Here is a 12,851-nt window from a genome sequence, read left to right as displayed (position 1 = left end):
AAGATGAAACAGTACGGTAAATTTGGAATCATGATTGCGGTCTCGACATTCATTATGTATTGGCTCATGTATTTGAACGTGTTTCAGTTCAATCATATCTTCTTTAGTCAGACGAGGTTGTACATGGCACTCATCATGGGATCGGTCATGGCGTTCGTCATGCTTCTCTTCATGTGGGGGATGTATAAGAACAAAACAGTTAACTTTATCATCCTAGGGGTCAGTGCTCTCGTCTTCAGTGCCTCGCTTTGGCTCGTACGTAGCCAGACGACCGTCGATGATGTCAGTTGGATGAAAGCGATGATCCCTCACCACTCGATTGCCATTTTGACAAGTGAACGCGCTGAAATTGAAGACCCACGCGTGAAAGAATTGTCTGAAGAAATCATCAAGGCACAGCGCCGTGAAATTGAAGAGATGAAGCGATTGATTGAAGATTTAGAGGATGAAGAGGAGAACGCCGAGGAAAATCGTGAGTAACAGACATGCACAGTCGAAAACGGCTGTGCATTTTTTGTATGTTGAAAAGGAAAAATAAAGAAAGTAAGTTATAATTTGTTTTCCTTTATTTGAAATATAAATGACATATTTGTCGGTTCGTTTTGGTGGTAAAATTTTTTCAGTTAGATAATATAAAAAATAAAAATTTAAATACATAATTGAAAGGATTTACCACATCATGAAACGAAAGATGCTCTCTCTCTTCTGTGCCGTTCTTCTCACAGTCGGAATCTTCACTCCGACAGGTACCCCGGCTGAAGCTGCTACCACGTATTATGTCAAAGTCATGACTAACAGTTTAAACGTCCGTTCGGGCCCGGGCACGACGTATGCAATCGTCGGCAGTGCGAAATTGGGACAATCCTTCAAATATCTCGGCGTGAGCGGGGGATGGACAAAAATCAATTTCAACGGGACATCCCGCTACGTATCCAGTACATATGTGAAGAAGTACAGTGTCTCCACGCTTTCAACCACATCGACTGCGAAAATGATCATCCCGACAAAAGGGACGTTGACACAAAAGTATGGTCCGGCGAGCGGGCAGTACGGTTATACGTTCCATAACGGTATCGACTTGGCTGCTCCAAGAGGAACACCGGTCGTGTCAGCCGCTTATGGAAAAGTCATCGTTTCTCGGAACTATGGGGCTTACGGTAACCACATCATGATGAGCCATCAGTTGAATGGACAAACATATATTACTGTATACGCACACCTTGATCGCCTCAATGTCGTTACAGGACAAACGTTAGCAAAAGGAGCAACGATTGGAACGGTCGGGAATACCGGTAACTCGTTCGGGAATCATCTCCACTTCGAAGTGCATCGGAACAGCTATGTGTATAGCAGTTCATCTCCTGCTAACAGTATCAATCCGTATACAATGTTTTGACATAAAAGCACGCGCTCTCAAACAATGGGAGCGCGTGCTTTTTGGTTAATGCCATGTCGTTTGTTTGTTTCGCTCGATTTGGTTGGCGGCAATGAGGCTGACACCAACGACGACACCGAACACCAATCCGAACAGGTTGTTGAAGAGTAACATGAGGATGATCCCGAAGACGAGACCGATACTCATGAGGCCAATCCGATCAAACATATTGAATCCCCTTTTCTGTAGTTGTGCACCTCAATGATTAACCGATTTTCAAAGAAAGAACACCGACGAAATGGACTGATTGATTCATTATACGTGTTTGGAAGAACCAGGTTTCGTTTTGTAGAAACTATAGAGGACGCTAATCAAGATGACGAGAACGATGGTTCCAAGAGACATCCAAATCGGCATCTTGTACACATCACCGAAAATCATCTTCGCCCCTATGAAGACGAGCATGAAGCTGAGACCGTGTTTCAAATAGTAGAAGCGGTCGATCAAGTTGGCGAGGACGAAGTAGAGACTACGAAGTCCGAGAATCGCCATGATGTTCGCATAGAAGATGATATACGGGTCACGTGAATACGCGAAACTCGCGGCGACCGAATCGACTGCGAAGACGATATCCGACAATTCGATGAAGATGAGCGCGATGAAGAGTGGCGTGAAGAACAACTTCCCATTGATGCGCTTCGTGAACTTCCCGGATGAGATGTCCTGTGTGATGGGGAGGCGTCGCTCGAGCCAACGAATCGTCTTGTTTTCTTCAAGTGACTCGTCTTTCCCGATATTCTTATACATCATCCATCCTGTATAAACGAGAAACGCTCCGAACACGTAGTAGACCCAACCGAAGTTTTCTAAAAGGGATACGCCAGCGACGATGAAGACAGCGCGGAAGAAAATCGCTCCGAGAATCCCCCAGAATAGTACCTTATGTTGATACTTGAGTGGGATGGCGAAATAGGCAAAAACAAGTGAGAAGACGAAGACATTATCAATCGCGAGTGCCTTTTCGATAAAGTAGACGCTCGCATATTCCGTTGCGGCTGTACTTCCTTGCGTGAAGAACAACCATCCTCCGAATGCGATGGCAATCCCAATCCAGACAAACGTCCATGTCCATGCTTCGCGGAGCGAGACTTCGTGCGCTTTACGGTGGAACACCCCGAGGTCAAGTGCGAGCATGAAGATGACGATGAGTAAGAACCCGATGAGTAGGGTCAACAACAATTCCTCCTTTTAAGGTCATATGAACTTCTATATATTTAATTTAAGTTCATAAGAACTCAAAGTCAAGCGTAAAAATCAAAAACCACTCGAAAAGGAGTGGTCAATGTGTAGAGCGTCTTCTTAACACTATGCGAGCCGTCCAACCGACAACAGCGATTATTGTGAATCCTAAAAACATATACATCACATGTGAATACATTTCGATATACCCTAACCAAACTTGCCAATTCTCGCCGACTACAACACCAATAAAAATGAGTACCGTATTCCAAATGAGCGTCCCGCATGTCGTCAACACGATAAATTGAAGGAACGGCATATTCGACATACCGGCTGGAATCGAAATCAAACTGCGTACGACGGGAACGAACCGACCGAAGAATACTAATTTTGGACCGAATCGATCAAACCAGCGATCAGCCATTCGAACATCTTCTATTTTCAGATAAATTCTTTTGCCGTAACGGGTGATGAATGACTCGAGACGTTCTCGGTCCAGTAAAAGTCCAATCCCATAAAGGACAACGGCACCGAGGAGTGCTCCGACTGTTGCCACAACAATCATCCAAATAGGATTGAGTGTGGTTGTAGTTGTGAAAAAACCGCCAAAAATTAAGATTAATTCGGATGGGATTGGGGGGAACACATTCTCAACAAAAATAAGAAACATGACTCCGAAATAACCAAACTGTTCAATGATTTGTTGAATCCATTGCTCCATACCGTGATCGTCTCCTACCTAATTCATATTCTCCATCAACAATAAGTCGAATGACGACGATTTGGACATCCATCCTAAGATGTAAAGTGTTTTCAAACGATTTTTTTTGATGTCACGAAAGAGTAATTTCAAGGTCAAACTCACTTGAAAGTGATTATTCTTACATATATCGCAGAAGTGACCACAAATATACGGAGTGACTTCGATGCGTGATTTTCTGAACTGCAAATTAAGTATGAAGAAACTAGGAATAAAAAAACTTATAAATAATCATATTCATTTCACAAAAATCATTCGGATAAATCTGACAATTTAAGTTAAAAAATTTTTTATGAAAAGTTATTTACAGTCATTTTGAATCGGAGTAACATCCATCTCATCAACTTCATACGTATTGTTGAAATCTTTTCGCCGAGTTCCGGAGACGGAAGCGGGGGACCCACTGTCCAATCTGGACTGGGGTGAATCCTCAAGTGAGGTAGGGCCAACCTAGGCAAGCCCGAATCCGACAGCTAACCTCGTAGGCGTTATTAGGGGGATCCGACTCATGCAGTGATATGCCACTGGAGCCGTTTCTTGCTCCTGTGGTTTTTTGTATATTTTTTAATGTTAAATAAAGTAAAAAAATGAAAAAAGAGGTTATTATATGGTTGATTTATTCGCAATTGCTTTACTCATTGGTTTAGTGGCGTCTATGAATGTGATGATTCGTTCGATTGATCGGATGCACTGGAATGAACAGGGGTGACGACATGTATATCGTGCTTTTAGCGATTGGAATTGGGTATCTCTCTTACTTAACCGTTGCATTACTAAAACCAGAAAAATTTTAAAGACAGAGGAGAATGACGAACGATGTGGGTTACATTCATCATCACGTTGAGTTTGCTCATCACAATCACGATGACAGCCAGTGCCATGTTAGGTGGCTATATTGGACGGCGGTTTGTACCGATTCAAGAACGACCAAACTATGTAGGGAAAGCGCTCGAGACGAGGATCACACGTCGCCTTCGAATAAATGAGCGTGAAAAGCAAACATGGTTTGGCTATGCAAAAGATTTTTTGACACTCAATTTACTATTTTTATTGATTGGTTATGTGTTGCTTCGCTTTCAAGGAGTGTTGCCCTTCAATCCGAATGGGGCCGTCAACTTAGACTGGCATCTAGCATTCCATACGGTCATCAGTTTTATGACCAATACAGACCAACAGCACTATTCAGGTGAGGCGCTCTCTCACTTATCACAGATGTTCGTCTTATCGACACTCATGTTCGTGGCGCCAACGATGGCATTGACGATGGCGCTGGCTTTCATTCGAGCGATTCTTGGAAAGCAGATTGGTCAGTTCTATTTCGACTTTGTACGCGTCATCGTGTACGTGCTCTTACCAATCAGCTTATTTTTCGGTATGTGGTTGATTGCGTTTGGTGTCCCACAAACCCTTAGTCCGAATGCTGTCGTCACAACGCTCGAAGGGGCGAGCCAAACGATTCAACGAGGACCGATCGCATCATTTGAGGTCATCAAACAGCTCGGGAATAACGGTGGGGGCTACTATGCGGTAAATGGTGCGCATCCATTTGAAAACCCAAGCAAGTGGACGAATTACATCCATCTTTTCTTGATGCTCTTATTACCGATGTCATTGCCGTTCATCTACGGGTCGATGGCGAAGAAACGAAAACAAGGATTCCTTTACTTTGGTGTCATGCTTTTCTTGTTCGTCATTGGAACAGTGGCCATGTACGCCACTTTGTACTCGAACCCCTCTTTACATGGACAAGAGATGCGCTTCGGGGCAATTGGTACAGCGCTTTACGGCGCGGTGACGACAGCTGCTGAGACTGGCGCAGTCAATGCGATGCACGACTCGCTTCCATCTCTTAGCGGCATCATCTTGATGGGAAACATGATGTTGAACGTTGTCTTTGGTGGGGTCGGTGCCGGTTTCATGAACTTGATGATGTATGTGATCATCACCATTTTTGTTGCGGCCCTCTTGATTGGACAGACGCCGACCGTGCTTGGCAAGAAAATCGAAGGACGCGAGATGAAACTTGTCGCGTTAACGCTTCTTGTCTCGCCACTTCTTATTTTAGGATTTACGGCTTTGGCGCTCGTCGTACAGCCAGGACAAGAGGCCATCACGAACGCTGGACCTCATGGGATTTCACAAATCTTGTATGAGTATACATCCGCTGTCGCCAACAACGGATCCGGATTCGAAGGTTTATTGGATGCGACTCCGTTTTGGAATATCACGGCAGGCTTTGCGATGTTCTTCGGTCGATATATTCCGCTTTTATTAATGGTGGCGATGGCAGGTAGTCTTCAAATGAAACCACGTGTCACGGACGATGGGGCACTTCGGACCGACACGCCGCTATTTACATCACTTCTGTTCGGTGTGATTGTCATTGTCGGTGCCTTGACCTTTTTACCAGTGTTGTTGCTTGGACCATTCGCCGAATGGCTCATGATACGTTGAACATAGGAGAGAATAGAAGATGAATGAACTAGAAAAACAGACACGCCGCTTTGACACGAGCTTGATTGTTCCTGCCATGTGGGACGGAGTCAAAAAACTAGATCCACGGACGATGGTGAAACAACCGGTCATGTTCCTCGTATGGGGCGGATTCTTATTATCGCTCGTTTATACGATGCTGTCGGACGAGATGCGAGGATTTCACTTGGCAGTGACGCTCATTTTGCTCGTCACGTTATGGTTCGCCAATTTTGCCGAAGCGATTGCAGAAGGACGAGGGAAGGCGCAGGCAGCTACCCTTCGAGCATCTAAAAATGATGTGATGGCACGTCGAATTGTGAAAGATGGGATTGAGGAAGTCGCTTCGTCGCTCCTTCGAAAAGGAGATATCGTCGAAGTGCGCGCCGGAGACTACCTGCCGGGAGACGGCGAAATTATCGCCGGGCTTGCTTCGATTGATGAATCTGCGATTACAGGAGAATCGGCGCCAGTGATTAAAGAGTCTGGCGGAGACTTCTCTTCCGTCATCGGGGGAACGCTTGTCGTCAGTGACCGGATTGAGGTCGAGATTACAAGCAACCCAGGTGAATCGTTCCTTGACCAGATGATTACCCTTGTCGAGGGCTCGAAACGTCAAAAAACACCGAATGAGATTGCCTTGTCCCTGCTTCTTGTTTCGCTCAGTATGATTTTCTTACTCGTCGTTTTGACACTCCCTGCGTTTACGAACTATCTCGGCTTCCAATTGTCACCACCCATTTTAATTGCACTTCTCGTTTGTCTCATTCCGACAACGATTGGTGGACTCTTATCCGCCATCGGGATTGCCGGGATGGACCGGGTCACGCGATTCAATGTCATTGCGATGAGCGGGAAAGCCGTTGAGGCGGCTGGAGACATTCGAACCATCATTTTAGATAAGACGGGGACCATCACGTTCGGAAACCGGATGGCATTTGAAGTTCTTCCAGTAGAAGGAATCACAGCTTCGCAAGCGCTTGGAGTCGCCGTCTTGACGTCTTTGGAAGACGAGACACCAGAGGGGCGCTCTGTATTGACGCTTGCAAAAGAACGCTGGGGAGAATTAGATGAGTCACCGAAACAAGATGCGGTGATCATTCCATTCAAAGCAGAAACACGTATGTCGGGACTCGACTTGGCAGACGGTCGACGTGTCCGAAAAGGTGCGGCGTCCGCCGTCATTAACTGGGTGAGTGCTCAAGGTGGGATGATTCCGAGCGACTTACAGGATCAAGTCGATGCGATTTCGAAAGAAGGCGGCACTCCGCTCGTCATCTCAGAAGATGCACGGATTGTCGGCGTGATTCACTTGAAAGATACGGTGAAACCGGGTATGCGTGAACGCTTCGATCGCTTGCGTCAGATGGGAATCAAGACCATCATGTGCACGGGAGATAATCCGTTGACGGCCGCGACGATTGCACGCGAAGCTGGTGTCGATGAATTCGTAGCGGAATGTAAACCAGAAGATAAGATTCGTGTCATCAAAGCAGAACAAAAAGCAGGTCATCTTGTCGCAATGACGGGGGACGGTACGAATGATGCCCCGGCGCTCGCACAGGCAGACGTCGGTCTCGCCATGAACTCGGGGACACAGGCCGCGAAAGAAGCGGCGAATATGATTGATTTAGATTCGGATCCGACCAAAATCATTGAAGTGGTCGAAATCGGTAAGCAGTTACTGATGACACGCGGGGCTTTGACGACGTTCTCGATTGCGAACGATGTGGCCAAATACTTCGCCATCTTGCCGGCTATGTTCGTTGCATTTATCCCAGAGATGGATTGGTTGAACGTGATGCGTCTCGGCTCACCTGAGTCAGCCATCTTGGCCGCACTTTTGTTCAATGCCTTGATCATCCCACTTCTCATTCCAGTTGCGATGAAAGGGGTTCGTTACGACCCGGTCGGTCCCGAGAAGTTGTTACGTCGAAATTTACTCGTTTATGGTGTCGGTGGTGTGATTGTCCCGTTTTTGGGAATCAAAGCGCTCGACATCGTCTTAAACTTATTCATGTGAGGTGGACCGAATGTCTTCTATAAAACAAGCAGGTATCGTCGTCAGTTTGACGATGATCTTATGCGGTGTGGCTTATCCACTCGCTTTAACAGTAGCAGGTCAGGCACTATTTCCGAGTCAAGCTGAAGGTAGTTTGATCGAACGCGATGGTGAACAGATTGGATCAAAGTGGATCGCACAACCTTTCGTTTCGGAAGGTTACTTCCACGGCCGACCAACAGCAGTCGATCAACTCACTGGTCAATCGGGCGGCGATAACATGGCAGAAAGTAATCCGGACCGTCCGAAACACGATCCCGAACTTGCGGGAGCGATTGAGACATCCGGATCTGGACTTGATCCGCATATCTCGATAGAACATGCGATGTTACAAGTCGATCGTATCAGCGACGCACGTTCGATGGCGACGGCTGAAGTCGAAGGCGTCATTCAAGACACGGCTGACGGTGAATCGTACGTCAATGTCTTGATGATGAATCTTGCACTAGATGAGTTGAACTGATGCGAGGCAAACTTCGACTTTATATCGGAGCCGCACCGGGTGTAGGCAAAACGTATAAAATGTTGGCAGATGCACGGGCTCGTCAGCAAGAAGGGGTCTCGGTCATGATTGGATTGATTGAGACACATGGACGAAACGAAACAGAGGCGATGATTGGCGATTTGCCAATCGTCCCTCTTCTTTCGCTATTTTATAAAGGACACGAACTGAAAGAGTTAGACGTCGAGACCATCTTATCGTTTCATCCTGATATCGTCCTCGTTGATGAGTTGGCTCATACGAATGCCCCAGGCTCAGTACGGGCAAAGCGATACCAGGACGTGCAGGTGTTGTTAGAGAACGGAATCAATGTATATGCGGCCGTTAATATTCAGCATTTTGAGAGTCTACTGTTGACCGTGAAAGGCATCACAGGCGTAGAGGTAAGAGAACGGATTCCAGATCTGTTCCTCAATCAGGCTGATGAAATTCTGCTCGTCGATGTGACACCGCAGACGTTACAAGAGCGGATGAGACAAGGGAAGATTTATCGACCGGACAAAATTGAACAAAGTCTGTCGTCATTTTTTACGCTGACCAATCTATCGAGTCTGCGTGAGATTGCGCTTCGACAAGTAGCGGATGAAGTCGATGATCAAGTCTATCGAACCCGAAAAAATGTGGTGTCTGATCCGACGCTCCTCCAAGAGCGGATCATGGTCTGTATTCAGCTCAATGACAATGCGAGACATTTGATCTATCGAGGATTTCGCATGGCGAGTCGACTCAAAGCGAAACTTTATATCTTGTCTGTCCTCCATGGTGAGGAGAGAAAATTGACACCTGAGCAGACTGCCATTCTAAAAGAAGTTCGAGAGCAAGGTGCATCATTCCAGGCAGAAGTGATTGTCTTGAATGTACCGAGGAAAGAACTAACGAAGAGTTTAACGACTACGGCACGAGAAAAACGCATTACCCAATTGATTCTTGGACAATCAGCAAGGACACGCTGGCAAGAAGTCATGCGCGGGTCGATTGTGAATGTCATCATGCGGGAATTGAAGCAGGTGGACATCCATATCGTCTCGGATCAAACGTGACAGGTGTGACGGGTCGTATGAACGGGAAGAGTGAATCATGCGAACAAAGGAGGGGTTTTATGAAATATTTAGTCACAGGAGCAACGGGGAAACTCGGCTCGAAAATTGTAGAGGAACTACTCAAGTCGATTGATGCGAGTGAGCTCGCTGTAAGTGTACGGAATCCGGAGAAGGCGGCGTCTCTTAAAGAGCGTGGCGTTGATGTGCGACATGGTGATTTTGATCAGCCAGACACACTCGATGAAGCGTTCAAAGGTGTCGAGCGTCTTTTGATCATCTCGGCAGATGGCGATAACGATACGCGGATTCGTCAACATACGAACGCGGTTGAGGCGGCGAAACGGGCAGGTGTTTCATTCATTGCCTACACGAGTCTAGCCGATGCGACAGACAGTGAGAACTTGATGGCACCTCCACATGTCGTCACAGAGGAAGCGATTGTCGAGTCCGGTATTCCGCATGCGTTCTTACGGAACAACTGGTACTTAGAGAACGAGTTATCAAGCATTCAAGCGGTAATTGACGGGGCGCCATGGATCACGGCGGCTCGGGACGGTAAAGTCGGTTGGGCTCTACAACAAGATTATGCGGAAGCCGCATCGAATGTTCTGTTAAAAGAACAACAGGACAATGCGGTCTATGAACTATCAGGACCACTTCATACCCAGCAAGATCTTGTAGACGCGCTCAGTGAAGTGTTAGGTCGTGAAGTGATGATGCAGGAGTTGAGTCTCGAGGCATACGAAGAGACGATGCGCGGGGCTGGATTGCCAGAGGAAGTCGTTGCGATTCTTGCGGGGATTCAGCGAAGCATTCGTCAAGGAACGCTCGAAATTCATGAGAGTGACTTCGAACCGGTTCTCGGACGCCCGGTCACACCTCTTCAAGAAGGAATTCGTCAATTGCTCGACCGATAAGTAAAATGCCCTCGACCACTTGGTCGAGGGCATTTGTGTTAGGCGCGAGTGGCGTGATCCTCGAGTTGAGTCGTCACGTCTTCAAGCGAATTCGCGGTTAGAGCGAGTCGGTCCGACATCGAGCTGAGTTCTTTTTGAATAGCGACTTGCTCTTCCGTTGCTGCGGCAACATGGTGAATCTGTTGTTGAAGTTCATTCGCCGCATATTTCGTCGATTCAAGTCGTGTTTCGAGTGCTTCCATCTGTGTCGTGACCCGCTGGCGTGTCTCTTGAATCGAAGCAATTTGTTCGTCGATTTCTGATACATCTTCTGTAAGACGGCCAAAGACAGCCGTCACATCGTTCGTGACCGTTTGACAGTTTTCGGTCGCTTGTTTGAAAAGATGCGCTGATTTGGATACGACGGTCGTATCTTCCATCAATCCACTGAGGACTCGGGTCATCTCGGATGCATATTCACGCGATTGGACAGCGAGTTTCCCGACTTCGGAGGCGACAACGGCGAATCCTCGTCCAGCCTCACCGGCACGAGCCGCTTCAATAGATGCATTCAAGGCGAGCATGTTCGTCTGTTCACTGATCGAACCGACTTGTTGCAAGATTCCTTGGATTTCATTTGAACGATTCGACATCGTCGCAACAATCCGGTCGAGTTGTTCCGATTCGGTAATGATTTCTTGTACTTTTGTTTCCATTAGTCGCATGTCTTTGTTCCCAGCAAGGGCATCTTTAGCGATGCGCGAGGATGCTGCGGCCGTTTGGGCCATTCGTTCTTGAATGAGCGCTGTCAAAGACCGAATCGAGTGAATTTCATCTGCCCCTTGCACCATGGAGGCTTGTTGGGATGAAGCATGAGCGACAATCGGGTCGACCGTGACAGCGATTTGCTCACCAGATTCAAGAGACTGGTTAGCGGCAGATTCAAGCTCTTCGGCGTGACTGTTTAACGATTGAACGAGGGCGCTGACATCATGAATCGCTTGTTGTAACAACTGTCGTGTTTCTTGCTCCTGTGCCTCGGCATGTTGCGTCTCGTTATTACGGAAGTGGATTTGGGCGACAAGCACAACACTCAGAAGAATCAAGTACACGGCATGGACGAGTAGTAAACTGAACGGATAGTCGCTCGTTCCACAAATCATCTCAGGGATTAAAAAGTATCCGACTAGATGTTGCACAGCAAAGATTCCGGCACTATACAAAATCAAGTCGATGCGACGCATGAACGACAAAATCGCCAAGACGACAAAAATGGAGAAGTGATATTCAACAAGTCCTTGTCCTCCAGCAACGGTCGAGATGCTTGCGAAGGTGAGTGTCAGCATCATCCAATAAGGAAATGCTACGGATTCTCGCTTAACTGTGACGATCATCATTCCAAAGAAGACGATTGGAAGGGCGAACAAGACCCATGTTACTCCGGAGTACACGTAACCGTCCGCACCGTTTCGCAGAACCGTATACGCATAGGCAAAGTCCGTGAAACGATGTAGCAAATGGACAACAACCGACGTCATCACAATCAATAACGTCGTCAACAACATCAACTGATTTCTTTTGATCAAACTCATCATTCTTTCCTCACATTCTCGTGTTCATTTGTTGTAGCTCTATACATATCGGATGAATAGTATAGAAGTTTATATGAATTACATGTTCAAGGCACAAAAAAAGAGCATAAAGCTCTCCCTCATAAAATTTCAATTCAATCCAAGCCATTTTTTAACCGGTTCTCGGAAGATGTACGTCACGACAATCAAGCCGACGAAGACGAGCGCGGCAATGAAAATCGTGGTGACACTGCCTGAGGCGAGGCTCGCCCCGAGGAAGCTGTAGGCGAACGTACCTGGGATCATGCCGAGTACGGTCGCCGGTACGAAGGCGCGGAAACGAACACGTGAGATTCCACCGGCATAACTAAGTAAGTCAAAACTGACGAGCGGGATGAGCCGGAGGACAAATACATATAAAAAGCCACGACGCTCCATTTGTGTGAACAGTTTCTCTGACCATGGATAGCGGTCGACGTTGATGACCGAGCGCCCGAAAAAACGCCCCATCACATAACCGGTCGTCGCAGCGGCAGTTGCACCAATAATGATATAGAGGACACCTGGCCATACGCCGAACGCGAGTCCGGCTCCGAGTGAAAGGACGGATGTCGGTAAAAATGCGACCGGACCGATGGCATAAAGAAAAATAAAGAAGAGTGGACCCCAAAATCCAAACGACAAGACGATGTCCCGGATGTCAGACGGACGCAACTCATAGTGAAAATGGGTGATATAGAACAAAGATCCAAACACGAGAAGAAAGAGTGTGAGTTTTAGTGGTCGTGGCAAGTTGTCCGCTCCTTTCGTAACCGAATGTATCTGATGTTAGTATACTGCATCTTCATGCAACATAAATGCGAGCCGGCTTACAAAAGGTGTAACGAGCTGGAGCAAGGAGTCAGCTATCCGAATCGAAACTTAGGTCAATACG

At 47.0% G+C, this 12,851-nt stretch carries 13 protein-coding genes and 1 riboswitch; of the genes, 8 read left to right on the top strand and 5 right to left on the bottom strand.

What is annotated here, in order from left to right:
• Positions 1 to 3 precede the first annotated feature (3 nt).
• Positions 4 to 480, top strand: a complete 477-nt coding sequence (locus ACFO4U_RS08780; protein WP_074035791.1) for a DUF305 domain-containing protein — start codon at positions 4 to 6, stop codon at positions 478 to 480.
• Between the two features lie 199 nt (positions 481 to 679).
• Positions 680 to 1,396 (top strand): peptidoglycan DD-metalloendopeptidase family protein, encoded by a 717-nt coding sequence (locus ACFO4U_RS08775; protein ID WP_215243636.1) that lies wholly within the window; start codon positions 680 to 682, stop codon positions 1,394 to 1,396.
• Positions 1,397 to 1,441: 45 nt separating this feature from the next.
• Here ACFO4U_RS08775 and ACFO4U_RS08770 read toward each other — a convergent pair whose 3' ends face one another.
• The 3 genes from ACFO4U_RS08770 to ACFO4U_RS08760 all read right to left on the bottom strand — a co-directional run bounded on the left by ACFO4U_RS08770 (position 1,442) and on the right by ACFO4U_RS08760 (position 3,335).
• Positions 1,442 to 1,603, bottom strand: a complete 162-nt coding sequence (locus ACFO4U_RS08770; protein ID WP_214690450.1) for a hypothetical protein — start codon at positions 1,601 to 1,603, stop codon at positions 1,442 to 1,444.
• Positions 1,604 to 1,690: 87 nt separating this feature from the next.
• Positions 1,691 to 2,608 (bottom strand): TerC family protein, encoded by a 918-nt coding sequence (locus tag ACFO4U_RS08765; protein WP_159562943.1) that lies wholly within the window; start codon positions 2,606 to 2,608, stop codon positions 1,691 to 1,693.
• Positions 2,609 to 2,714: 106 nt separating this feature from the next.
• Positions 2,715 to 3,335, bottom strand: a complete 621-nt coding sequence (locus tag ACFO4U_RS08760) for a DedA family protein (protein WP_214690451.1) — start codon at positions 3,333 to 3,335, stop codon at positions 2,715 to 2,717.
• A 399-nt stretch (positions 3,336 to 3,734) separates the two neighbouring features.
• A riboswitch (cyclic di-AMP (ydaO/yuaA leader) is annotated at positions 3,735 to 3,877 on the top strand.
• A gap of 192 nt (positions 3,878 to 4,069) precedes the next feature.
• On the opposite strand from ACFO4U_RS08760, the gene ACFO4U_RS08755 reads away from it, so the two are divergent.
• Genes ACFO4U_RS08755 through ACFO4U_RS08730 form a run of 6 tightly spaced genes read left to right on the top strand, consistent with a single transcriptional unit; the run spans position 4,070 to position 10,367 of the window.
• Entirely contained in the window at positions 4,070 to 4,168 is a 99-nt protein-coding gene (locus ACFO4U_RS08755) for a potassium-transporting ATPase subunit F (protein WP_196431244.1), read from the top strand.
• Positions 4,169 to 4,190: 22 nt separating this feature from the next.
• Complete coding sequence (gene kdpA, locus ACFO4U_RS08750) at positions 4,191 to 5,828, top strand: potassium-transporting ATPase subunit KdpA (RefSeq protein WP_196431243.1); 1,638 nt, start codon at positions 4,191 to 4,193, stop codon at positions 5,826 to 5,828.
• A 19-nt stretch (positions 5,829 to 5,847) separates the two neighbouring features.
• Positions 5,848 to 7,869, top strand: coding sequence for a potassium-transporting ATPase subunit KdpB (kdpB, locus tag ACFO4U_RS08745; RefSeq protein WP_159562939.1), 2,022 nt, complete (start codon positions 5,848 to 5,850; stop codon positions 7,867 to 7,869).
• Positions 7,870 to 7,879: 10 nt separating this feature from the next.
• Entirely contained in the window at positions 7,880 to 8,371 is a 492-nt protein-coding gene (locus ACFO4U_RS08740; RefSeq protein ID WP_214690453.1) for a potassium-transporting ATPase subunit C, read from the top strand.
• Positions 8,371 to 9,450 (top strand): universal stress protein, encoded by a 1,080-nt coding sequence (locus ACFO4U_RS08735; protein ID WP_196431241.1) that lies wholly within the window; start codon positions 8,371 to 8,373, stop codon positions 9,448 to 9,450. The genes ACFO4U_RS08740 and ACFO4U_RS08735 overlap by 1 nt, the downstream gene beginning before the upstream one ends.
• A 59-nt stretch (positions 9,451 to 9,509) precedes the next feature.
• Positions 9,510 to 10,367, top strand: coding sequence for an SDR family oxidoreductase (locus ACFO4U_RS08730; protein ID WP_196431240.1), 858 nt, complete (start codon positions 9,510 to 9,512; stop codon positions 10,365 to 10,367).
• Between the two features lie 38 nt (positions 10,368 to 10,405).
• Here the strand turns inward: ACFO4U_RS08730 and ACFO4U_RS08725 are convergent, their stop codons facing one another.
• Both ACFO4U_RS08725 and ACFO4U_RS08720 read right to left on the bottom strand, forming a co-directional pair.
• Positions 10,406 to 11,938 (bottom strand): methyl-accepting chemotaxis protein, encoded by a 1,533-nt coding sequence (locus ACFO4U_RS08725; RefSeq protein WP_215243637.1) that lies wholly within the window; start codon positions 11,936 to 11,938, stop codon positions 10,406 to 10,408.
• Positions 11,939 to 12,067: 129 nt separating this feature from the next.
• Positions 12,068 to 12,709: a TVP38/TMEM64 family protein gene (locus ACFO4U_RS08720; RefSeq protein ID WP_012727289.1), complete on the bottom strand. Its 642-nt coding sequence runs from the start codon at positions 12,707 to 12,709 to the stop codon at positions 12,068 to 12,070.
• Between the last annotated feature and the right edge of the window lie 142 nt (positions 12,710 to 12,851).

Source organism: Exiguobacterium profundum (genome assembly GCF_042652865.1).
GTDB classification, from domain to species: domain Bacteria; phylum Bacillota; class Bacilli; order Exiguobacteriales; family Exiguobacteriaceae; genus Exiguobacterium; species Exiguobacterium profundum.
Note: the sequence above shows the minus strand (reverse complement) of the source record. Positions and strands in the feature narration are given on the sequence as shown.

Bases quoted from the DNA above. Each gene is read 5' to 3' on its own strand.
- kdpA (WP_196431243.1), top strand. From the start codon at position 4,191: ATGTGGGTTACATTCATCATCACGTTGAGTTTGCTCATCACAATCACG.
- ACFO4U_RS08735 (WP_196431241.1), top strand. From the start codon at position 8,371: ATGCGAGGCAAACTTCGACTTTATATCGGAGCCGCACCGGGTGTAGGC.
- ACFO4U_RS08780 (WP_074035791.1), top strand. From the start codon at position 4: ATGAAACAGTACGGTAAATTTGGAATCATGATTGCGGTCTCGACATTC.
- ACFO4U_RS08775 (WP_215243636.1), top strand. From the start codon at position 680: ATGAAACGAAAGATGCTCTCTCTCTTCTGTGCCGTTCTTCTCACAGTC.
- ACFO4U_RS08730 (WP_196431240.1), top strand. From the start codon at position 9,510: ATGAAATATTTAGTCACAGGAGCAACGGGGAAACTCGGCTCGAAAATT.
- kdpB (WP_159562939.1), top strand. From the start codon at position 5,848: ATGAATGAACTAGAAAAACAGACACGCCGCTTTGACACGAGCTTGATT.
- ACFO4U_RS08760 (WP_214690451.1), bottom strand. From the start codon at position 3,335: ATGGAGCAATGGATTCAACAAATCATTGAACAGTTTGGTTATTTCGGA.
- ACFO4U_RS08725 (WP_215243637.1), bottom strand. From the start codon at position 11,938: ATGAGTTTGATCAAAAGAAATCAGTTGATGTTGTTGACGACGTTATTG.
- ACFO4U_RS08770 (WP_214690450.1), bottom strand. From the start codon at position 1,603: ATGTTTGATCGGATTGGCCTCATGAGTATCGGTCTCGTCTTCGGGATC.
- ACFO4U_RS08740 (WP_214690453.1), top strand. From the start codon at position 7,880: ATGTCTTCTATAAAACAAGCAGGTATCGTCGTCAGTTTGACGATGATC.
- ACFO4U_RS08755 (WP_196431244.1), top strand. From the start codon at position 4,070: ATGAACAGGGGTGACGACATGTATATCGTGCTTTTAGCGATTGGAATT.